This is a genomic window from Roseateles violae (genome assembly GCF_030410485.1).
GTDB classification, from domain to species: Bacteria; Pseudomonadota; Gammaproteobacteria; order Burkholderiales; family Burkholderiaceae_C; genus Roseateles_D; species Roseateles_D violae.
In genome coordinates, this window is sequence record NZ_JAUHHC010000001.1 from 136,250 (window position 1) to 156,583 (window position 20,334).

At 69.7% G+C, this 20,334-nt stretch carries 17 protein-coding genes; 6 read left to right on the plus strand and 11 right to left on the minus strand.

The window, feature by feature from the left end; all coding sequences use genetic code 11:
* Positions 1–12: 12 nt before the first annotated feature.
* The 4 genes from QWJ38_RS00575 to QWJ38_RS00590 form a co-directional block, all read right to left on the minus strand.
* On the minus strand, positions 13–1,869 hold the full coding sequence (locus QWJ38_RS00575) for an ATP-binding protein (protein ID WP_290357086.1): 1,857 nt from the start codon (positions 1,867–1,869) through the stop codon (positions 13–15).
* A gap of 61 nt (positions 1,870–1,930) precedes the next feature.
* A complete protein-coding gene (locus QWJ38_RS00580; RefSeq protein WP_290357087.1) occupies positions 1,931–2,095 on the minus strand; it encodes a hypothetical protein in 165 nt (54 codons plus the stop codon).
* Positions 2,059–2,817 (minus strand): alpha/beta hydrolase, encoded by a 759-nt coding sequence (locus tag QWJ38_RS00585; RefSeq protein ID WP_290357088.1) that lies wholly within the window; start codon positions 2,815–2,817, stop codon positions 2,059–2,061. The genes QWJ38_RS00580 and QWJ38_RS00585 overlap by 37 nt, the downstream gene beginning before the upstream one ends.
* A 4-nt stretch (positions 2,818–2,821) precedes the next feature.
* Positions 2,822–5,425, minus strand: a complete 2,604-nt coding sequence (locus QWJ38_RS00590) for a DNA topoisomerase III (protein ID WP_290357089.1) — start codon at positions 5,423–5,425, stop codon at positions 2,822–2,824.
* A gap of 135 nt (positions 5,426–5,560) precedes the next feature.
* Here QWJ38_RS00590 and QWJ38_RS00595 point away from each other — a divergent pair, with 135 nt between their 5' ends.
* The 3 genes from QWJ38_RS00595 to QWJ38_RS00605 are packed head-to-tail and all read left to right on the plus strand — an operon-like array spanning position 5,561 to position 7,770.
* On the plus strand, positions 5,561–6,064 hold the full coding sequence (locus QWJ38_RS00595; RefSeq protein WP_290357090.1) for an SET domain-containing protein: 504 nt from the start codon (positions 5,561–5,563) through the stop codon (positions 6,062–6,064).
* Between the two features lie 51 nt (positions 6,065–6,115).
* Positions 6,116–6,982 carry a biotin--[acetyl-CoA-carboxylase] ligase gene (locus QWJ38_RS00600; protein ID WP_290357091.1) on the plus strand — a complete coding sequence of 289 codons (867 nt, stop codon included), beginning with the start codon at positions 6,116–6,118 and terminating at the stop codon, positions 6,980–6,982.
* A 14-nt stretch (positions 6,983–6,996) separates the two neighbouring features.
* Entirely contained in the window at positions 6,997–7,770 is a 774-nt protein-coding gene (locus tag QWJ38_RS00605) for a hypothetical protein (RefSeq protein WP_290357092.1), read from the plus strand.
* Here QWJ38_RS00605 and QWJ38_RS00610 read toward each other — a convergent pair.
* The 5 genes from QWJ38_RS00610 to tkt all read right to left on the minus strand — a co-directional run bounded on the left by QWJ38_RS00610 (position 7,700) and on the right by tkt (position 15,261).
* A complete protein-coding gene (locus QWJ38_RS00610) occupies positions 7,700–9,739 on the minus strand; it encodes a S8 family peptidase (protein ID WP_290357093.1) in 2,040 nt (679 codons plus the stop codon). The two genes, QWJ38_RS00605 and QWJ38_RS00610, sit on opposite strands and share 71 nt — an antisense overlap.
* A 188-nt stretch (positions 9,740–9,927) precedes the next feature.
* Positions 9,928–10,926, minus strand: coding sequence for a type I glyceraldehyde-3-phosphate dehydrogenase (gene gap, locus QWJ38_RS00615; RefSeq protein WP_290357094.1), 999 nt, complete (start codon positions 10,924–10,926; stop codon positions 9,928–9,930).
* A 125-nt stretch (positions 10,927–11,051) separates the two neighbouring features.
* The gene (locus QWJ38_RS00620) at positions 11,052–12,053 is read right to left on the minus strand and encodes a hypothetical protein (protein ID WP_290357095.1); all 1,002 of its coding nucleotides are present in this window, start codon (positions 12,051–12,053) and stop codon (positions 11,052–11,054) included.
* Complete coding sequence (locus tag QWJ38_RS00625) at positions 12,050–12,931, minus strand: energy transducer TonB (protein ID WP_290357096.1); 882 nt, start codon at positions 12,929–12,931, stop codon at positions 12,050–12,052. The genes QWJ38_RS00620 and QWJ38_RS00625 overlap by 4 nt, the downstream gene beginning before the upstream one ends.
* A 284-nt stretch (positions 12,932–13,215) precedes the next feature.
* Entirely contained in the window at positions 13,216–15,261 is a 2,046-nt protein-coding gene (gene tkt, locus QWJ38_RS00630; RefSeq protein ID WP_290357097.1) for a transketolase, read from the minus strand.
* Between the two features lie 153 nt (positions 15,262–15,414).
* On the opposite strand from tkt, the gene QWJ38_RS00635 reads away from it, so the two are divergent.
* A complete protein-coding gene (locus tag QWJ38_RS00635) occupies positions 15,415–16,002 on the plus strand; it encodes a hemerythrin domain-containing protein (RefSeq protein WP_290357098.1) in 588 nt (195 codons plus the stop codon).
* On the opposite strand, the gene QWJ38_RS00640 is transcribed toward QWJ38_RS00635, so the two are convergent.
* Together QWJ38_RS00640 and QWJ38_RS00645 are read right to left on the minus strand one after the other, a co-directional pair.
* Positions 15,992–17,176, minus strand: a complete 1,185-nt coding sequence (locus QWJ38_RS00640) for a DUF4382 domain-containing protein (RefSeq protein WP_290357099.1) — start codon at positions 17,174–17,176, stop codon at positions 15,992–15,994. The two genes, QWJ38_RS00635 and QWJ38_RS00640, sit on opposite strands and share 11 nt — an antisense overlap.
* 146 nt (positions 17,177–17,322) lie before the next feature.
* Positions 17,323–18,303, minus strand: coding sequence for a potassium channel beta subunit family protein (locus QWJ38_RS00645; protein WP_290357100.1), 981 nt, complete (start codon positions 18,301–18,303; stop codon positions 17,323–17,325).
* A gap of 59 nt (positions 18,304–18,362) precedes the next feature.
* Here QWJ38_RS00645 and QWJ38_RS00650 point away from each other — a divergent pair, with 59 nt between their 5' ends.
* Positions 18,363–19,592 carry an FAD-dependent monooxygenase gene (locus tag QWJ38_RS00650; RefSeq protein WP_290357101.1) on the plus strand — a complete coding sequence of 410 codons (1,230 nt, stop codon included), beginning with the start codon at positions 18,363–18,365 and terminating at the stop codon, positions 19,590–19,592.
* Positions 19,593–19,695: 103 nt separating this feature from the next.
* Positions 19,696–20,274: a hypothetical protein gene (locus tag QWJ38_RS00655; RefSeq protein ID WP_290357102.1), complete on the plus strand. Its 579-nt coding sequence runs from the start codon at positions 19,696–19,698 to the stop codon at positions 20,272–20,274.
* Positions 20,275–20,334 lie beyond the last annotated feature (60 nt).

Sequence of the window (20,334 nt, forward strand, 5' to 3'; positions counted from 1 at the left end):
GCAGTATGCCCGTCAGCCCAGGGTCGGCAGCACGAGCTCGAAGCTGAATGTGCTGCCCGCGCCCAGCTCGCTGTGGACCTCGATCTGGCCGTCCATCAGCCGCACCAGCTGCTGGCTGATGGACAGGCCCAGGCCCGTGCCGCCATGGCGGCGCGATTCGTCGGCCACCTGCTCGAAGGGCTGGAACAGCCGGCCCAGCTGGTCGCGCGCCATGCCGATGCCGCTGTCGCGCACCTCGAAGCGCAGCCGCGCCCGGCCCGGCAGTTGCTCGAGCAGGCGCACGGTCAGGCCCAGGCCGCCGGCGTCGGTGAACTTGACCGCGTTCGACAGCAGGTTCAGCAAGACCTGGCGCAGGCGCTGGCCGTCGACCAGCACGCGCGGCGGCAGCGCCGCATCCAGCTCGACCTCGAAGCGCAGGCGCTTCTGCTCGGCGCGCAGGCGCACCGCGTCGGCCGCGACCTCCAGCAGCGCGCGCAGATCGACGGGCGCCGGCTGCAGCCGCACCTTGCCGGCCTCGATGCTGGCCATGTCCAGCACGTCCGAGATCAGCGCCAGCAGATGCTCGCCCGAATCGCGGATCAGATTGATCTTGCCCTGCTGCGCCTGGCCCAGGCTCGGATCCATCTGCAGCAGCTGCGCGAAGCCGAGGATGGCGTTCAGCGGGGTGCGGAACTCGTGGCTCATGGTCGCCAGGAAGCGGCTCTTGCTCTGGTTGGCGCTCTCGGCGCGCTTCTTGGCCCGGCTCAGCTCCAGCGTGCGCTCGGCCACCAGCTCCTCCAGATGCTCGCGATGCCGGGCCAGCTCCTGCTCGGCCAGACGGCGGCGGCTGATGTCGCTGATCATGCCCTCGATGCGCGGGCCGTCGGCGGTGCGCACCCGATGCGCGCTCAGCTCGATCCAGAGCTGGCGGCCGTCGTGGGTGGCGATCTGCAGCGGCAGTTGCTGCAACTGGCCGCGGCCCAGCGCGGCAACGATGCGGCCGTAGTCGGCCGCGCCGATATGCGCCAGCCCGCGCAGCCGCCGGCTCTCCGCCAGCGCGCGAGCCGGATCGGCAAAGCCCAGCAGATGCGCCAGCGCGCTGTTCAGCCCCAGCAGGCGGCCGCGCGCATCGGTCTGGAAGATGCCCTCGGTGGCGTTCTCGAACAGGCTGCGGTAGCGCTCCTCGCTGCGCCGCAGCCCCTCGGACGAGGCCTTCAGCTGCTCGCTCATTGCGTTGAACTGCTGCGTCAGCGCGCCCAGTTCGTCATTGCGCTCGACCTCCATGCGCGTGCCCAGCTCGCCCGAGGCGACGCGGCGCGCCAGCGCACCGAGCCGCGCGACCGGCCGTCGCACCAGCAGGTCGACCATCAGATAGCTGGTGATGACGATGGCCGCCAGCACCGCGGCCAGCAGGCCCATCACGAAGCGGCGCGTCTGCGCGACCTTGTCCAGCACCTGTTCGCGGCTGAAGACCAGGGTGGCGCGGCCGATCGCCTGCACCGGCGCCTGCTCGACCTCCTGGTGCAGGATGTCGAACTCGCGCCGCAGCGGCTGCACCGGCGGTTTGGCGCGCTGGCGGCGCAGCGGGCCGGCGGCCAGGCCCTGGGTCTGCAGCTCGATCGAGTGGATCTCCGGATCGGCCATCACCGCATCGAGCAGATTGTCGATCGCGGCGCTGTCCAGATTCCAGATCGGGCCGGCGAAGCCGCGCGCGACCAGGTCGGCCATGCGCGCCTCGCGCTGCGCCAGCGCCTCGCTGAGCTGCGCCTCCTCGTGATCGATCCAGTACCAGCCGAGGGCCAGCACCAGCAGGCCGGCGGCGATCGCGATGCCGGCCATCAGCCGCGCCGGAATTCCGATGCTGAGCGACTTCAGGGGCATCCAGGCCATCGTCGGCAATCCTCCTCGAACGGCGCCCAGCATAAAGGCATTCCTTGACGGCGCCGCCGCTTCAGCGCGCCGGCCGGGCCGGGAAGGCCCATTTCAGCGCCCGCGTCAGCGCGACCGGGTTGACGCTCAGATGGTCCTCGCCGGCGATCACCTCGGCGCGCAGGCGCAGGCCCGGGTAGCGGCGCGACTTCAGCAGGCGCTCGAAGCGGCGCATATCGGCCACCATGTCCGCCTCGTCGCCGCCGCGCCGGCGGCCTCGAACTCGCCGACGCTCAGCAGCAGCTGGGCCGGCAGGTCCTGGTGGCGCGCCGCATAGGCGCGCTCGCGCTCGAACATCAGGCCCTGGTCGAACCACAGCGAGGGGCTGGACAGCGCATAGCGCTCGAACAGCGCCCGCTCGCTGAGCAGGATGTCGGCGCCCAGCAGCGCGCCATAGGAATGGCCGGCAAAGGTCTTGCGCGCCATGTCCACGCGGTAGCTCCTGGCGATCAGCGGCAGCACCTCGTCGGCAATGAAGCGGCGGAACGCGGCCGACTGGCCGTAGTCGGGCCGCCTGCCGCCGTCCGGCTTGGTCGAGCCCCCGGCGCTGGGCGTGTAGTCGCGGCCGCGGCTCAGCTGCGGCGTGTCGCCCTTCGCATAGCTGAGGCCGACCAGGATGAAGTCCTCCAGCCCGCGCCCCTGGTCGCCGACCCGGCGCGCGATGCTGCGCACCAGCGGAAAGGCGTAGTTGGCGTCCATCACCAGCAGCAGCGGATAGCGGCGCTCGCCGCTGGCCGCATAGCCCTCGGGCAGGCTGACGAAGAGCTGGTAATCGCGCGGCAGGCTGCGCGAAGCAAGCTCCAGCACCTCGGTGCCGTCGAGCTGGTAGGCCGGCGCGGCCGCGGCGCCCGGGCCCACCAGGCACAGCGCCGCCAGCGCCAGCCGGCGCAGGACCGAGGCGAGCGCCATCGCCTCAGCCCTTGGCCGTCGTCTTCTTGGCCGCCGTGCTCTTCTTGGCCGCGGGCGCCTTGGCCGCGCGGGGCTCGAATTCGAACATCACCTTGCCCTCCTTCTTGTCGTAGGCCAGGAAGGCCTTGAACTTGCGGCGGGTCTTGTTCGACACGAAGTTCTCCAGCAGATCGGTCTTGCCGCTGGCCAGCAGTTTCTTCATCTGCTCGGGCTCGATCGGCTGCTGCAGGATGATCTTGCCGCTCTTGAAGTCGCAGGTGACGTTGGCGCCGACCGCATGCTCGCAGACATAGTTGCTGCCATGCTCATAGACATGGCCCTGGCACTTGGGGCAGGCGCCCAGCGAAGACTGGCCGCTGAAGTCGACCGGCTCACCGTCGCCCTCGGCCTTCTTCGCATCCTCGCCGAAGTCGAACTCGAGCTTCCAGTTCTGGATCTCTTCGTCGTAGACCAGGGCCAGCTCGGCGGTGAAGGGCCAGCCGGCCTTGGAGCGGAAGCCTTCCAGCGGGCCGATCTTCTTGTCGCGCAGGAATTGCTCGACCTCGTGCAGCTCGAAGCTGCGACCGCCGGGGATCTTGCCGATCGAGAAGCCGCAGGCATCGCTGCCGTCGCCGCTCTTGCCCACGCAGCTGAAGCGGCGGTAGTTCTCCCTGACGATGCCGCCGCATTTCGGGCAGGGCGTCTTCAGCGTCGCGTAATCGCCGGGGATGGTGTCGCGGTCGTATTCCTTGGCCTTGCGCACGACCTTCTCGGTCATCGCGGCGATCTCGGCCATGAAGGCCTCGCGGTCCAGGCGGCCCTTCTCCATCTCGGCCAGCTTGAATTCCCAGTCGCCGGTCAGCTCGGGCTTGGTCAGGTCCTCGATGTCCAGGCCGCGCAGGAGCGTCATCAGCTGGAAGGCCTTAGCGGTCGGGATCAGCTCGCGGCCGTCGCGGATCATGTACTTCTCGGTCAACAGCCCTTCGATCGTCGCGGCCCGCGTGGCCGGCGTACCCAGGCCCTTTTCGGCCATGGCCTCGCGCAGCTCGTCGTCGTCGACCAGCTTGCCGGCGCCTTCCATTGCCGACAGCAGGGTCGCTTCGGTGTAGCGGGCGGGCGGCTTGGTCGCCAGCGCCTTCACCTCGACGCTCTCGGTGCGCACGATCTCGCCCGGCGCGACGGCCACCAGGCTGGCATCGTCCTCCTGCGCCTCCTTGCCGTAGACGGCCAGCCAGCCCGGCTTGACCAGCACCTTGCCATTGGTCTGGAAGCTGTAGTCCTTGCCGGCGGCGCTGACGGTGCTGATGCGCGTCGTCACCTGGAACTCGGCCGGCGGGAAGAACACCGCCAGGAAGCGCTTGACGACCAGGTCGTAGAGCTTGGCCTCGATCTCGGTCAGGCTCTTGGGCGCCTGCAGCGTCGGGATGATGGCGAAGTGGTCCGAGACCTTGGCGTTGTCGAAGACCTTCTTGGTCGGCTTGATATAGCCTTCCTTGATCGCCTTCTTGGCATGGACGCTCAGCTCGCGCAGCGGGCCCGGCACGTCCTCCGAGGCGATCATCTCGGCCGTCTGCTTGGCGACGGCCAGGTAGTCCTCCGGCAGGAAGCGCGAGTCGGTCCGCGGATAGGTCAGCACCTTGTGCTTCTCGTACAGCGCCTGCGCCAGCTGCAAGGTCGTCTTGGCCGAGAAGCCGAAGCGCGAGTTGGCCTCGCGCTGCAGGGTGGTCAGGTCATAGAGCCCGCCGCTGCTGCTGGTGGTGGGCTTGCTCTCCTCGCTCACGCTGGCCGGCTGGCCCTGGACCGCAAGGCGGATCGCCTCGGCCTCGGCGGCGCTCCAGATGCGGTCGGCGCGCGCCTCGGCGTCCTCGCCCTTCTTCCATTTCGGGTCGAACCACTTGCCCTCGTACTGCCCGGCCTGGGCGTCGAAGCTGCCGCGCACCTCCCAGTAGTCGCGCGCCACATGCTTGCGGATCTTCTCCTCGCGCTCGACGACGATCGAAAGCGTGGGCGTCTGCACCCGGCCGACGGTGGTCAGGAAGAAGCCGCCGTCGCGCGAGTTGAAGGCCGTCATCGCCCGCGTGCCGTTGATGCCGACCAGCCAGTCGGCCTCCGAGCGGCAGCGCGCCGCATCGGCCAGCGGCAGCATCTGCTTGTCGCTGCGCAGCTGCTCGAAGCCGTCGCGGATGGCCTGCGGCGTCATCGACTGCAGCCACAGGCGCTGCACCGGCTTGTCCAGCTTGCCCTTGGCCGGCTGGGCGTACTGCAGGATCAGGCGGAAGATCAGCTCGCCCTCGCGGCCCGCGTCGCAGGCATTGATCAGGGCCGTCACGTCCTTGCGGCGGATCAGCTTGACCAGCGCATTGAGCCGACCCTTGCTCTTGTCGATGGGGTTCAGATCGAAGTGCGGGGGGATCACCGGCAGATTGGCGAAGCTCCACTTGCCGCGCTTGACGTCGAACTCCTCCGGCGCCTTGATCTCGACCAGATGGCCGACCGCCGAACTGACCAGATAGCTGTCGTTCTCGAAATATTCGTCGTGCTTGTCGAACTTGCCCGCCGTGGGCGTCAGCGCGCGCACGATGTCCTGGGCCACCGAGGGCTTCTCGGCAATGATCAAGGTCTTGCTCATGGTGATAAGAAAACTTTTCTTTCCGTCCCGTTCGGACCTGTTCCCAAGCCCTGCCTACAATCCGGCCTCGCGCGCACGCACGCCTACACGTACACGCACGCGCGCACCCATGAATTCAATGTAACCACAAACCAGATGCCGCAAGCCGATCGCCCCAAGACCGTCGCCGCCAAGCCATCCGCCGCCTCCGGCGGGCGCCGCATCCAGGTCCGCAACTCCGGCGTGCATGGCCGCGGCGTCTACGCGGTGGCGCCCATCCCGGCCGGCACGGTGATCATCGAGTACACCGGCGAGCGCATCAGCTGGGACGAGGCGCTCGATCGCCATCCGCACGACCCGAAGCAGCCCAACCACACCTTCTACTTCCAGCTGGAGACCGGCGAGGTCATCGATGCGCTGCACGGCGGCAACAGCGCGCGCTGGATCAACCATGCCTGCGAGCCCAACTGCGAGGCCGACGAGGTCGATGGCCGCGTCTTCGTCAAGGCCTTGCGCGATCTGCGCCCGGGCGAGGAGCTGTTCTACGACTACGGCCTGACCATCGACGAGCGCTACACGCCCAAGCTGAAAAAAGAATATGCCTGTCATTGCGGGAGCCCGAATTGCCGTGGCACGATGCTGGCGCCCAAACGGCGTTGATGCCGCTCCACTCAGGACAAGGACGCTGAAGCGACCGCGCACGCAGCAACGATGGCCGCGAACGAACCCACCCATCTGAATTGGCATGTCCAAACGCTCTGGCAGCAGCTGTCGCCGCTGCTGCCGGGCATCGGCATCGAGGTGCTGGCGCACGCCGAGTCGACCAACACCACCCTGCTCGAGCGCGTGCGCAGCGAGAGCGTCCATGGCGAGATCCAGCCCTATGGCCGGCGCGCCGACGATCTCAAGCCCTGCCTGCTGATCGCCGAGCACCAGAGCCACGGCCGCGGCCGCATGGGCCGCGCCTGGCTGTCCAGCCCCGGCGCCTCGCTGACCTTCTCGCTGGGCCTGGCGATGGACCTGGCCGACTGGTCGGGCCTGTCGCTGGCCATGGGCTGCGCGATCGCCGAGGCGCTGGAACCGCTGCCCGCCGGCCAGGCGCCGCGGCTGCAGCTGAAATGGCCCAATGACCTCTGGCTGGACGAGCGCAAGCTCGGCGGCATCCTGATCGAGACCGTGCCGGCCGCCGGCCAGCGCATGGCGATCATCGGCGTCGGCCTCAATATCGCGCCGCTGAACAGCAGCGCCGCGCCGTTCGCGCCGGCCCAGTTCGGCAGCGGCTTTGCCGCGCTGGACGAATTGCTGCCCGGCATCGACGCGCCCGGCGCGCTGGCCCGACTGGCGCCGGCGCTGGCGCGCGCGCTGCTCGACTTCGGCCGCGGCGGTTTCGCCGCCTGGCGCGAGGCCTATGCGCGGCGAGACCTGACCCTGGGTCGCGCGGTGACCGCCGGTGCGCTGGAAGGCATCTCGCGCGGCGTCAATGCCCGCGGCGAGCTGCTGCTCGAGCAGCCGGGCGGCGCGCTGCAGACCATCGGCGGCGGCGAGGTCAGCCTGCGCCTGGCCGACCCGCAAGCCTGAGGAGCCCGCCGCCGATGCGCGTCCTGTTCATCGCCCTGCTGCTGATCAATGCGCTGTTCTTCGGCTGGACGCGCGGCTGGCTCGACGGGGTCGTCGGCATCAAGGCCCGCGGCGACCGCGAGCCCGAGCGCCTCGCCCGCCAGCTGCACCCGGAGAAGATAGAGATCCTGAGCCCGCAGGCGGCGGCGGCCCTGCGCAAGCCCAGCTGCCTGGCGCTGGGCCCGCTGGGCAGCGACGCGGCGCTGCAGGCGGCGCAGGCGGCGCTGGAACGCGCCGGCCTGGCCGGTGGCGCCAGCGTGCACAGCAGCGAGCAGGCCGGCGTCTGGGCGGTGGCGACGATCCGCCTCGGCAGCAAGGACTTCCAGGCCCGCAAGGAAGAGACCTACAAGAAGCTGCGCATCAATTACGACTATCTGCAGGGTCCGCCGGAGGAGCTGCCGACGCTGCTGCTGAGCCGGCACGACAGCCCGAAGGCGGCCGAGGCGGCGCTGGAGCAGCTGTCGCAGCGCGCGCTGAAGGGCCTGCGGGTGCTGCAGCTGCAGCCCGCCCAGCGCCAGCACGAGCTGGTCTACGCGGCGGCCGATGGCGCGCTGCAGGCCAAGCTGAACAATCTGGCCGGCAAGGACCCGGCCCTGGCCGGCGGCTTCAAGCCCTGCGGCCCCGCGCAGGCGTCCGGCACCGCGGCCTCTTCGGCGACGGCGGCTTCGGCGGCCCCGGCTAGCGCGCCGCCGGCTTCCGCCGCAGCGCCCAGCAGGCCAGGCCCAGCAAGCCCAGCCACATCGGGCTGAAGGCGCCGCCCCCGCCGCCCGAGGATGTCGAGGGCGTGTTGACGACCGGTGCGGCCGCGACGCTGACCGTCGTCGTCGCGCTGTGGATCACGCCCAGATCGTCGCTCAGCTGCACCTTGACCGTGATCACGCCACCCGCCGTCGGCTGCAGGGTGACGCTGCTGCCGTCGGTGGCCGAGGCGAAGCCGCCGACGGCGCCACCGCCATCGACCAGGCTCCAGGCGGTGGCGACGACGCTGCGGCCGGCGCCCAGGGTGCTGGCCACCGTCAGGGTGATGGTCTGGCCGGCCTGGGCGCCGCTGGCCGGGTTGGCCGTGATCGTGATCTGCTCGGTATTGGCCGCCTGCGCGGCCGCCACCGCGGCGGCCGCGTCCAGCATGCCGGCCCCGCAGGTGCTGGTCGTGCAATAGCACTCGAGCTGCTCGGCCCCGTTCGGCGCCTTGCAGGCCTGCACATCGGCCGTCGAGCCGCTCGTGACGAAGGGGCGCGCCGTCTTGCGCAAGAGCGCCAGCACCTCGGGCGCCGTCAGCGAGGGCCGCGCCGACAGCATCAGCGCGACCGTGCCGCTGACCAGCGGGGTCGAGAAGCTGGTGCCCACCGAGACGGCGCCATTGGTATAGGCGTTGTCGGCGGCCACCGGCGTGGTCGAGCCGCTATTGGTCGTGCTGACCATCGGGTACAGGCAGGCGCCGCTGAGATTGACGCAGTTGCCGCCCGGCGCGGCGATCGAGACCTCGGGGCCGACGCTGGAGAAGCCGACCTTGCTGCCCAGATGGCGCAGGCCGGCCACCGAGATCACGCCGGGGCAGTTGCCGGGCAGGCCGACCGCCTGGCCGGTGCTGTTGCCGGCCGCGACGACGACGGTGGCGCCCTTGGCGATCACCTGGTTGATCGCGTCGCGGTACAGGGTCGCGGTGCTGCCGCTGCTGCAGCTGCCGCTGCCGCCCAGGCTCATATTGAGCACCTGGGCCGGATTCGGATTCGACGGCAGGCCGCTGACGGCGATGCCGGCCGCCCATTTCATGCCGGCGATGATGTCGGAGTCATAGCCGCCGCATTTGCCCAGCACGCGCACCGGCAGGAGCTTGATGCCCCAGCCGACGCCGGCGATGCCGAGGCCGTTGTTGCTGCTGGCGGCGATCAGGCCGGAGACACGGGTGCCATGCCAGGAGCTGTTGCCGATGTCCTCGCTGTTGCAGCCCGAGCCCAGATTGCCGGCATTGAGGTCGGCCTGGCTGACCCAGTCGCCCGGGTCGGACGCGTCGGCATCGGCGCGGTCGCCGTCGTTGGCGGTGGCGACGCCGGCCGAGGTGGTGTAGCCAATCATGTCGTAGCCGCCGACGAACTGGCCGGCCAGGTCCGGGTGGTCCAGGCGCACGCCGGTGTCGAGCACGGCGACGACGACGCTGGACTTGCCGGTGGTGATGTCCCAGGCGGCCGGCGCATTGATGCTGGAAACGACCTCGCCGCTGGGCGCCTTCAGATACCACTGGTCGATCACGCGCGAGGAAACGCCGCCGCTGGTCGACATCGGCGCCGGCGTGGCGCCGCCGAACATCGGGTCATTGGGCAGCTGCGTGTGCTTGCGCAGCTGGTCGACGGCGACCAGCTCGACCTCGCCGTCCTGTGCCAGCCGGCGCGCCAGCGTGGCCGAGTCGAGGCCGGCGGCGGTGATCACCTGGGTGCGCTCGTCCAGGCTCAGCCCGGCGCGCAGCTGGCGGCCCTGGCGCAGGCCCAGCGCGGTGGCACGGGTCTGCGCGATGTCCAGCACCTCGGCGCGCGTCATCCGGCGCTGCACCACGCGGGCGCGCACGCTGTCGGCGTCGGCCTTGAAGCGCACGATCACGCGCGCCGTCGGGGCGGCGGTCGCCGCGGCCTGCTCGGCCTGCTCGGCCGGCGCGGCCCGCCCCGGCAGGGCCAGCAGCAGGCCCGCGGCGACGGTGGCGAGGACGGTGTTCAGGATTCTCATGGGGCTCCGTGGGGCGGCGTTCGCACAGCGCGTTCGCGCGCAGTGTAGGGTCTGGCGGCGCAGCCCAACGTTAAGAATTGGACATACGCGAGGGCGCGTCTTGGCGCCCCGCAAAGAAAAAGGGCCTTGCGTGAGCAAGGCCCGATCCCGGCGGCCCCTGCAGGGCCGCATTTGCATTTGTTTACCGTTTACTTGGCAATCACGCGGACCATCTCGAGCACCTTGTTCGAGTAGCCCCACTCGTTGTCGTACCAGGCCACCAGCTTGACGAAGGTTCCGTCCAGCGCGATGCCGGCATCGGCGTCGAAGATGGAGGTGCGCGCATCGCCGCGGAAGTCGGTGGCGACCACCTTGTCCTCGGTATAGCCCAGCACGCCCTTCAGCGCGCCTTCCGACTGCGCCTTGAACTCGGCGCAGATGTCCTTGTACGAGGCCTCGCTGCTGAGCTCGACGGTCAGGTCGACGACCGAGACGTCGCTGGTCGGCACGCGGAAGCTCATGCCGGTCAGCTTGCCCTTCAGCTCGGGCAGCACGACGCCGACGGCCTTGGCCGCGCCGGTGCTCGACGGGATGATGTTCTCGAGGATGCCGCGGCCGCCGCGCCAGTCCTTGTTGCTCGGGCCGTCGACGGTCTTCTGCGTCGCGGTGGCGGCGTGCACGGTGGTCATCAGGCCGCGCTTGATGCCCCACTTGTCGTGCAGCACCTTGGCCAGCGGGGCCAGGCAGTTGGTCGTGCAGGAGGCGTTCGAGATGATGGCCTGGCCGGCGTAGCTCTTGTCGTTGACGCCGTAGACGAACATCGGCGTGTCGTCCTTGGACGGGGCCGACATGACGACCTTCTTGGCGCCGGCGGCCAGGTGCTTCTCGGCCGTGGCCTTGTCCAGGAACAGGCCGGTGGCCTCGACGACGATGTCGGCGCCGACCTCGCCCCACTTCAGCTCGCTCGGGTCCTTGACGGCCGTCAGGCGGATGCGCTTGCCGTTGACGATCAAGGTGTTGCCGTCGACCGAGACCTCGCCGTCGAACTTGCCGTGCACGCTGTCGTACTTGAGCATATAGGCCAGATAGTCCGGCTCCAGCAGGTCGTTGATGCCGACGACCTCTACATCCTTGAAGTTGGCGATGGCGGCGCGGAACACCATGCGGCCGATGCGGCCGAAGCCGTTGATACCGATCTTGATCGTCATGAGAGAGCTCTCCAGGGAAGTAAAAAAACTGCGGCACGCCAGGCGGCCTGGGCCGGGCGCGCGGTGGCCGATCTCATCGGAGCGGCGAAACCCTAAGGATAACCGCTGACGATTACAGCGAGGGTTCAGCCGGCGGCCGGCTGGCGAAGATCCAGCACGCCGCAGGGCACGCCGATCTTGAACACCTCGCCGAACATGGCCGACTCGATCCGGCTCGACAAGCGCAGCTGCAAGCCGCCCAGCCAGCTCAGAAAAACGTGGCGCTGGGCATCGTTCGCCGAATCGGCCTCGGCAGACCAAGCGGTATTGCGTCTCGCCGGCTGCCAAAGCGTCCAGCTGACCTGGAAGGGGCAACCCATGCTGCCGAAATCGAAATGCGCGCGCGAGCCTTCGACGCCCTCTGCAAAGCCCAGAAACTCGGCCAGACTCAGCGGCTTGGCCTTCGCCGCCCCGCCATTCAGCTTGAAGAGCTGTTCGTGCCAGCTGTTGGAGGGGGTGCCGCCATTGCTGCAGCGTCGATAGCGGCGAACCTGTTTGCGCACTGCCTCGGCAAAGGTCTCGGAGCCCGTGTAGTGAGCCACCCGGACCTCGGGCTCCTCGCTATCGCCGGGGAAACGGAAGAAGACCAGCGCATGGGCGCTGCCGTCCGGCAGCCGGCTCCCATCGAGGGGCGTGTTGGGTCGCCGGTAGCAACCAGCGCTATCCGGCGCGCCCCACCGCGTCCGCCAGATCGCCCCGCTTTCGAGCCGCCCCGTGGCCGGCTTCAGCCAGAACTCCTGCACCACGGCCTTAGGAGCTTCACCGTCCTGCAGGCAGGGCATACGGTAGCGGCGCAGATGGGGCTCAAGCTGCGCCGCTGCGAGCTCGCTGGCCTTCCACAACCACTCCACGCTCGGCTCGACCTGGCCCGCGCTGAAGATCAGGCGCGCCCGCAGCAGTTGTTCGGTCCCCTCTCCCGCCGTGGAGGCCTCCAGCGTCGTGGGCGGCGCCGCTTGCAGACAGGCCATGTGTCTGTCCGCAGTTTCCTTCAGCGGGTCGGCGTCATCGCTGCTGTTCTGGGCTTGAACGGTACCGGCCCATTGGAGCGCGATCGACAGCGCGAGCGCATGCAGGGGCGTCGTCTTCACAGCTCAATCTTGCCGCAGGGCAAGGTGATGACCATATGGGCCCCGAACAGAGCCTCGTACTGGTCCTTGCTCAATTGCATCGTCAGCGTTTCCAGCCAGGCGATGAAGGGCTTGCGCGATGGCACGCGGGCGCCGATTTCGGCCACGCCGTTGGCCTGGGCCGGCTGGTACATCGTCCAGCGCAGCTTGAACGGGCAGGACATCGCGTCCAGATCGAAACTCACCGGCACCTTGTCCACATCCTTGATCGCGCCCAGAAAGGCGACGATGCCCATGTCGCGCAGCGAATAGTCGTTGCCGCGGGCAGAGCCGGCGTAGTGGAAAGCCTGCTGAATCGCTACCGGTTCCTGCCCCGGCTTCATGCAGGACAGGCGGTATCGCGACACATGGTCCAGCACCTCGAGACGGAACTGGCTGGGCCCCGAGTTGTAGACCTCCCTGACCTTGGGCGGCGCATCCGGCGCCTCGAAGCTCATTTCGAGCAGCACATTGCCGCGCGTGCGCTGGCGGATCAGGGTGCCGGTCTGCTGGGTCTCGAGGAAGGAGAACGGTCCCGGGGTTCGCAGGCAATCCCAGGGATTGAAGGCCGCGGTCTCCTTGTGAGCGCCTTCGTCGGAGTTGAAGACCAACTCCTGCTCCAGCGCCAGCTGCTGCCCTTCGGCAAGGCAGGGCATGCGGTAGCTCGCCAGATAGATTTCGGCCTCCTCGACCATCTCCCGGTCGCCGCTCCAGGCCAGGACTTCGACCTTGGGCGCCCGGTCCGGATGGCTGAAGCTCAGCCGGGCCTTGACCGCCCCACTGACGCGCAGCTTGTCCGCCCGCTCCGGATACTTCAGCGGCTCCGAGGGTTTGACCAGGCAAGCCGCATATGGAGACAACGGCGGGGAATTTGCCTGCGCCGCCTGGGCAGGGACCGCGCCCGCCCCGACAAGTCCGGCCAGCAAGGCCCATAGCCGCAAGAGGCGCGCCGCGCCTCGCCCCTGCTCCGTCTTCCACCCCATCGCCCGCTCCCAGCACGCTTGTTATTGACTCGGTCCCTGCCGAGATGGGCCGACTGTAAGCGCCGCGGACCGAGCCGGAGCTCCCTGAGAACCCGAGCGGGCTGCGACAAATAAAAAGGCCGCCTCGCGGCGGCCCTTGGCACAGCTGTCTGCGCAGACGCTCAGCGCTTGCTCTTCTTCGCCAGCACCGCCTTCACCGTGTCCGCCACATTCTCGGCCGTGAAGCCGAAATGCTTGAACAACACATTGGCCGGGGCCGATTCGCCGTAGCTGTCGATGCCGACGACGGCGGCGCAGCCGTACTTCCACCAGAAGTCCGTCACGCCCATCTCGACGGCGACGCGCGGCAGACCGGCCGGCAGCACCTCGTTCTTGTAGGCCAGGTCCTGGCGGTCGAAGACATTGGTCGAGGGCATCGAGACGACGCGCACGGCGATGCCGGCGACGGCCAGCTGCTGCTGCGCGTGCAGGGCCAATTGCACCTCGGAGCCGGTGGCGATGATGACGGCCTGGGCCTTCTTCTTCAGGCCCACCTCGCTCGGCTCGCTCAGCACATAGGCGCCGCGGCTGATCTCGTCGACGACGACCTTTGGCGCGTAGGGCAGGTTCTGGCGGCTCAGCGCCAGCACGCTGGGACGGGTCGCATTGCCGATCGCCATCGTCCAGGCCACGGCGGTCTCGGTCGTGTCGGCCGGGCGCCAGACGTCCAGGCCCGGGATCAGGCGCAGCGCAGCCACATGCTCGATCGACTGGTGGGTCGGGCCGTCCTCGCCCAGGCCGATCGAGTCGTGCGTGAACACATGGATGACGCGCTGCTTCATCAGCGCGGCCATGCGGATCGCGTTGCGGCTGTAGTCGCTGAAGGTCAGGAAGGTGCCGCCGTAGGGGATGTAGCCGCCGTGCAGCGCGATGCCGTTCATGATCGCGGCCATGCCGAACTCGCGCACGCCGTAGTTGATGTGGCGGCCGCCATTGGCGCTGCCGTCGGCCTCCAGGCGGAAGGCCGGCGTGCTCTTGGTGTTGGTCAGGTTGGAGCCGGTCAGGTCGGCCGAGCCGCCGACCAGTTCGGGCAGCGCGGCCGTGAAGGCTTCCAGCGCGATCTGGCTGGCCTTGCGGGTGGCGACCGTCTCGGCCTTGGTGTGGGCGGCGGCGATCGCGTCGACGGCGGTCTGCGCGTAATTGGCCGGCAGCACGCCAGCGATGCGGCGGGCGAACTCGGCCGCCAGCTCCGGATGGGCGGTGGCGTAGGCGTCGAAGCGCTCGTCCCAATCGGATTCCAGGCTCGCGCCCTTGGCCTTGGCGTCCCAGTCGGCATAGGCTTCGGCCGGGATCTGGAAGGGCTCGTGCACCCAGCCCAGCGCGTCGCGGGTCAGGCGGATTTCGTCGACGCCCAGCGGCTCGCCGTGGGCCTTGGCGGTGTTGGCGCGGTTCGGACTGCCCTTGCCGATATGGGTCTTGGCGATGACTAGGCTGGGCTTGTCGCTGCTCTTCTTGGCCTGGGCGATGGCGGCGTCGACGGCGTCGACATCATGGCCGTCGACCGGGCCGACGACGTTCCAGCCATAGGCCTCGAAACGCTTGGCCGTGTCGTCGATGAACCAGGGCGCGACCTGGCCGTCGATCGAGATGCCGTTGTCGTCGTAGATCGCGACCAGCTTGTTCAGCTTCCAGGCGCCGGCCAGCGCGCAGGCCTCGTGGCTGATGCCTTCCATCAGGCAGCCGTCGCCCAGGAACACATAGGTGTGGTGATCGACGATCTTGTGCTCTTCGCGGTTGAACTCCTTGGCCAGCATCTTCTCGGCCAGCGCCAGGCCCACCGCATTGGTGATGCCCTGGCCCAGCGGGCCGGTAGTCGTCTCGACGCCCGGGGTGATGCCGACTTCCGGATGGCCCGGCGTCTTGCTGTGCAGCTGGCGGAAATTCTTCAGCTCGGCCAGAGGCAGGTCGTAACCCGACAGATGCAGCAGCGCATAGATCAGCATCGAGCCGTGGCCATTGCTGAGCACGAAGCGGTCGCGATCCGCCCACAGCGGGTTGCTCGGGTTGTGGCGCAGATGCCGGCCCCACAGCGCGACCGCGATATCGGCCATGCCCATCGGCGCACCCGGATGGCCGGAATTGGCCTGCTGCACGGCGTCCATGGCCAGTGCGCGAATGGCGTTGGCCATCAGGGTGGGGTTCGTTGCTGCTGCGGCGGTGTCGGCCATGGTTGGTGCGGGGCGGAGTTGCGACGGAATCCGGGATTTTACTTGTCCGCCGTCGGCGCCCCGCTTTGACCCAGCGCAAGGCGGCGCGGGCGGTCTCGGCGCAAGCTGCGCCGGCCCGGGCCTTCCTTCAATCCCCGGGACGGAGCCGTGGCCATGGAACCCAAGACCCTTCAGATCATCCGCGCCGAGCATGGCGCGCTGGCGGCGATGCTGCAGACGCTGGCGCTGATGGCGCGCCAGCCGCGGCCCGATTTCGCTGCGCTGCGCGCGATGCTGTTCTATGTGGACGAGTTCCCCGAGCGCCTGCACCACCCGAAGGAGACCGAGCTGCTGTTCGCACGCCTGCGCGCGCTGGCACCGCAGGCGCGCGAGCTGCTGGACCGGCTCGACGCCGACCATGGCCGCGGCGAGCGCGCGGTGCGCGAGCTGCAGCATGCGCTCTTGGCCTATGAGCTGCTCGGCGAAGCGCGCCGGCTCGATTTCGAGGCCAGGGCGCTGCGCTATGTCGACGGCTACCTGGCCCATATGGCGCTGGAGGAGCGCGAGGTGCTGCCGCTGGCGCGGCGCCTCTTGAAACCGGCCGACTGGGCCGAGCTGGACGAGGCCTTCGAGGCCAACCGCGATCCGCTGACCGGCCATGCGCCGGATGCCGTCTACCAGGCGCTGTTCACCCGCATCCTGAATCTGGTGCCGGCGCCGCTGGGCCTGGGCCCGGCGGCGCCGGTCGAACTCAGAAGCTGAAGTCGATCGGCGGCACGGCCGCGTTGACGTCGATGTCGGCCGTCTTCAGCACACCGTTGGACGCCGCCTCCAGCCGGTACTTGCCGGCGGCCGTCGCCTCGGGCTGGAAGTTCAGCGCGACCGGATTCGCCACATAGGCCAGCTTCAGCGGCGCGGCGATCGGCAGGCGCAGGGCATAGGCGCCGCTGTCGGCCAGCACCGGCGCCCAGGCGACCTCGACCGTCGTCGTGCCCAGGGTCTGCAGCGCACGCAGCGTCGCCGTGGCCGGGTTGAGCGTGCCGGTGACATCGCGCTCGCTCGAACTCGGCAGCGTGATCGGCAGCGCCGTGCTGTTGACCTCGGTCGGCGTCGTGGCCACGACCGGCACGCCGGTCATCACCGCCGTCGCGCGGCCGCCGGCGGCCAGCACCAGCTCGTAGCTGCCGGCCGGCAGCGGGTAGAGCACGAAGCGGCCGTTGGCATCGGGCCAGGTCGCCTTGATCGGCACGCCGCCCTGCTGCACCGAGACGCGGGTGCCGCTGTTCGCGAGGCTGGCGTCGACATAGCCGATCACGCGCGCGCCGGCGTCCGACAGGCGCGGCAGCACCGTGATCACCGGCTTCAGGTTGTAGCGGCCCGAGTTGCCGCGCCTGACGACCGATTTGCAGGCGTCGAAGTCCAGCACGACATCGGCGACCTTGCCGGCCTCGACATCGATCTGCGCGTTCAGCTTGATGCCGCTCTGCTGGCCGCTGGGCGTGTCCAGCGCGACGCTGGCGCCGCCGGTCGGCGTGACCGCATTGGCCGGCAGGCCGGCGCCGCCGTTCTCGGCCAGCACCAGGCGCAGCTGGTTGTAGCGGCCGGCCGGCAGCGGCATCTGGCCCAGCTCCTCCAGCACGCCGTTGGACAGGCTCAGCAGATCGACGCGGCGGGCCGGGTTCAGCACCAGCTCGGACCAGCCGCTGTCGTTCTCGCCGGCCGTCGCGCTGCCGTGCACGCGCAGCTTCTGCACGGTCACATGGACCGTCTCGTAGCCGCAGGATGGCGCATCGGTCAGCGCCGCGCGCAGCGTGCCCATCGGCTGCGCCGAGGGGCCGACTTCGACGCCACCGCTCCCGCCGCCGCAGGCGCTCAGGCCCGCCGCCAAGCCCGCCGCGAGCAGCAGACTCCAGAGCTTCTTGTTCTTGTTCCTCATGACGGCACCTTCTCATCTTGTTGTGGTGCCGAGGATGGTGAGCGCAGCGCAGACAGCCGCGGTAAGCGCCTGTTGCAGCGATGACCGGACGTAGCCCGGCCGCAGCGCCGCCCTGCCCGGACGGCGCTGCCCGCGTTTGCGTTTGCTTACTTCGCCAGCGGCTTGGTCAGCGCGTCGATGCGCTCGAGCACCTCCGGCGTCAGCTTGGGCGTCAGCGCCAGCGCGCCGAGGTTGTCCTGCAGCTGCGCGAGCTTGCTGGCGCCGAGGATGACGGTGGAGACGCGCGGATTGCGGTTGGCCCAGGCGATCGCCAGCTGGGCGACATTGCCGCCCAGCTCGGCGGCGATCTTCTCCAGCTCGGCCACCGCGGCGTTGCGGGCCGGGTCCTGCAGCTGCTCGCGCATCCAGCTCATCGATTCCAGCGCGCCGCGGCTGCCCGCGGGAATGCCGCTGCGGTACTTGCCGGTCAAGAGGCCCGAGGCCAGCGGGCTCCAGGTCGTCAGGCCCAGGCCGATGTCCTCGTACAGCCGCGCGTACTCCTGCTCGACCCGCGTGCGGTGGAACAGGTGGTACTGCGGCTGCTCCATCAGCGGCTTGTGCAGATGGTGCTTGTCGGCGATCTCCCAGGCGGCGCGGATGTCGGCGGCCGACCATTCGCTGGTGCCCCAGTAGAGCGCCTTGCCCTGGGTGATCATGTCGCTCATCGCGTGCACGGTCTCCTCGATCGGCGTGTGCGGATCGGGGCGATGGCAGTAGACCAGGTCGATGAAGTCCAGCTGCATGCGCTGGAGCGAGCCGTCGATCGCCTGCATCAGGTACTTGCGGTTCAGCGTGTCCTTGCGGTTGGTCGTGTTGCCGTCCCGCTCCAGGCCCCAGAAGAACTTGGTCGAGACGACATAGTTCAGGCGCGGCCACTTCAGCGCCTTGAAGGCCTGGCCCATCACGACCTCGCTCTCGCCCAAAGCGTAGACCTCGGCGTTGTCGAAGAAGTTGACGCCGGCGTCGAAGGCCGCGGCCAGCATCTCGGTCGCCGCCGTGGTGTCGACCTGGTTGTGATAGGTGACCCAGGAGCCCAGCGACAGCTCGGAAACCTTCAGGCCGCTGCGGCCCAGACGACGGTATTGCATGGCATCTTCCTCAAGCGAAAGCGCGAGTTTACGCACAGCTATAGTTTCGGCCCATGCGCATGCCCACTCCCTCCGCCGCCCCGCTGCGCCTGGCCGTCGTCGGCGCCGGCCCGGCCGGCCTCGCGCTGGCCCTGCTGGCCGCGCGTGCGCTGCCGCAGGCGCAGATCAGCCTCTTCGACGCCCGCCCGCTGGAGCGCGACGTCTCCGGCGACCCGCGCACCCTGGCGCTGAGCCTGGGCAGCGTGCAGCTGCTGCAGCGCCTGGGCGCCTGGCGCGAGCAGCTGGCGCAGGCGATCCGCGAGGTCCATGTCAGCCAGGCGCCGCCGACCTTGTCGCATCCGCTGTTCGGCGCCAGCGGCGAGCCCGAGGTGCGCATCAGCGCCGCCGAGCAGCGCGTGCCCCAGCTGGGCGCGGTGCTGCACTACGGCCAGTTGCTCGCGCCGCTGCAGGCCGCCTGGCTGGCGGACGCCGCCGCCGAGCCCGAGCGGCTGCAAAGCCGCTTCGGCAGCGCGGTACAGCAGCTCAAGCCGCTGGCCGGCGGGGTCGAGCTCGATGCCGGCGGCCTGGCCGAGCGCTTCGATCTGGCCGTCGTCGCCGAGGGCGGCGTGTTCGCCGAGCAGGCGCGCAAGGCCATCGCGCACGACTACCGCCAGAACGCCTGGGTCGGCACCCTGACCCTGGCCGATGACAGCCCGCCGGGCATCGCCTACGAGCGCTTCACCCGCAATGGCCCGCTGGCCCTGCTGCCGCTGCCGCCCAAGGACGGCGCGCGGCGCGCGGCCCTGGTCTGGTGCATGCCGCAGGAGGACGACGAGATCGCCTCGCTGGACGATGGTCAGCGCCTGGCCGTGATCCAGACCCTGCTGCCGGCCGAGGTCGGCAAGCTCCGCGCGATCAGCCCCTTGAAATGCTTCCCGCTGGGCCTGAACGCCGAGCGCAGCCTGGTCGAGGGCCGCATCGTGCGCATCGGCAATGCCGCCCAGACCCTGCACCCGGTCGCCGGCCAGGGGCTTAACCTGGGCCTGCGCGACGCCTACTCGCTGGTCGAGGCGCTGCGCCGCCAGCACGAGGCCCGCTACGGCGACATCGATGCGGCGCTGCGCAAGGTCGAGTGGCAGCGCGGCCCCGACCGCTGGAGCACCATTGCCGGCACCGATTTCCTGGCCCGGACCTTTGCCTGGCGCTGGCCGGGCCTGCCCGGCGCGCGCGGGCTGGGGCTGGCGGCGTTGCAGGCGCTGCCACCGCTGAAGCGGGCGCTGGCGCGGCAGATGATGTTCGGGCGGCGCTAGCAGCCGGCGCGGCAAACAGCCCTCGCTATCGTCCGCTTATCGGCGCTTGCGCCGCGCCGCCGCGCGCTATCGTGACAGGACAAGATTCCCGGAGTTCTGCTCGATGGCAAGGCCCTCCTCGTCCCGGCGCCCCTGGTGGGGCGTCACCCTGCTGCTGGCCGCGGCCAGCCTGGCCGGCTGCGGCACGCCCTCGCAATCGCTGTCCATGGGCCTCAGCGCCGCCGACCAGCTGCAGATGCGCGGCTGGACGCCGGACTTCCTGCGCAATGCGATCGAGCTCGACAAGGTGCGCGGCGGCGACGCGACCAGCGCCTGGTGGGGCTCGCGCGTCAGCGGCCTGGCGCTGGAGCAGGCGCTGGACGACTCGCTGCGCGGCGTCGGCATGCTGGCGCCGCTGGGCGGCGGCCGCTACCAGCTGCAGGTGGAGATGCTGAGCCTGGTGCAGCCCATTGTCGCGGCCGACTATCAGGTCACGGCGACCATCCACTATGTGCTGGTCGACAGGAGCGCCGCCAACGGTGGCCGCGTGGTTTACCAGCGCTCGGTGCGCACCGCCCACACGGCCGATTTCGGCGATTCGATGCTGTCGCAGCCCGATCGCGCGCGCCGCGCCAACGAGGGCGCCGTGCGCGCCAATATCGCGACCCTGCTGCGCGATCTGATGGCGCTGCCGCCGCGCTGAGGCCGATCGACAGGACAGGGGCCGCGCCCGGCCGCTTGCCGGCGCCGCGCCGCGGTGGGA

What these genes read in the sequence shown, in the direction of transcription:
- QWJ38_RS00575 (WP_290357086.1), bottom strand. Translation starts at nt 1,869, where the DNA reads ATGGCCTGGATGCCCCTGAAGTCGCTCAGCATCGGAATTCCGGCGCGG.
- QWJ38_RS00610 (WP_290357093.1), bottom strand. Translation starts at nt 9,739, where the DNA reads ATGAGAATCCTGAACACCGTCCTCGCCACCGTCGCCGCGGGCCTGCTG.
- QWJ38_RS00580 (WP_290357087.1), bottom strand. Translation starts at nt 2,095, where the DNA reads ATGGTGGCCGATATGCGCCGCTTCGAGCGCCTGCTGAAGTCGCGCCGC.
- QWJ38_RS00650 (WP_290357101.1), top strand. Translation starts at nt 18,363, where the DNA reads ATGCCCACTCCCTCCGCCGCCCCGCTGCGCCTGGCCGTCGTCGGCGCC.
- QWJ38_RS00600 (WP_290357091.1), top strand. Translation starts at nt 6,116, where the DNA reads ATGGCCGCGAACGAACCCACCCATCTGAATTGGCATGTCCAAACGCTC.
- QWJ38_RS00635 (WP_290357098.1), top strand. Translation starts at nt 15,415, where the DNA reads ATGGAACCCAAGACCCTTCAGATCATCCGCGCCGAGCATGGCGCGCTG.
- QWJ38_RS00605 (WP_290357092.1), top strand. Translation starts at nt 6,997, where the DNA reads ATGCGCGTCCTGTTCATCGCCCTGCTGCTGATCAATGCGCTGTTCTTC.
- gap (WP_290357094.1), bottom strand. Translation starts at nt 10,926, where the DNA reads ATGACGATCAAGATCGGTATCAACGGCTTCGGCCGCATCGGCCGCATG.
- QWJ38_RS00585 (WP_290357088.1), bottom strand. Translation starts at nt 2,817, where the DNA reads ATGGCGCTCGCCTCGGTCCTGCGCCGGCTGGCGCTGGCGGCGCTGTGC.
- tkt (WP_290357097.1), bottom strand. Translation starts at nt 15,261, where the DNA reads ATGGCCGACACCGCCGCAGCAGCAACGAACCCCACCCTGATGGCCAAC.
- QWJ38_RS00590 (WP_290357089.1), bottom strand. Translation starts at nt 5,425, where the DNA reads ATGAGCAAGACCTTGATCATTGCCGAGAAGCCCTCGGTGGCCCAGGAC.
- QWJ38_RS00655 (WP_290357102.1), top strand. Translation starts at nt 19,696, where the DNA reads ATGGCAAGGCCCTCCTCGTCCCGGCGCCCCTGGTGGGGCGTCACCCTG.
- QWJ38_RS00645 (WP_290357100.1), bottom strand. Translation starts at nt 18,303, where the DNA reads ATGCAATACCGTCGTCTGGGCCGCAGCGGCCTGAAGGTTTCCGAGCTG.
- QWJ38_RS00595 (WP_290357090.1), top strand. Translation starts at nt 5,561, where the DNA reads ATGCCGCAAGCCGATCGCCCCAAGACCGTCGCCGCCAAGCCATCCGCC.
- QWJ38_RS00640 (WP_290357099.1), bottom strand. Translation starts at nt 17,176, where the DNA reads ATGAGGAACAAGAACAAGAAGCTCTGGAGTCTGCTGCTCGCGGCGGGC.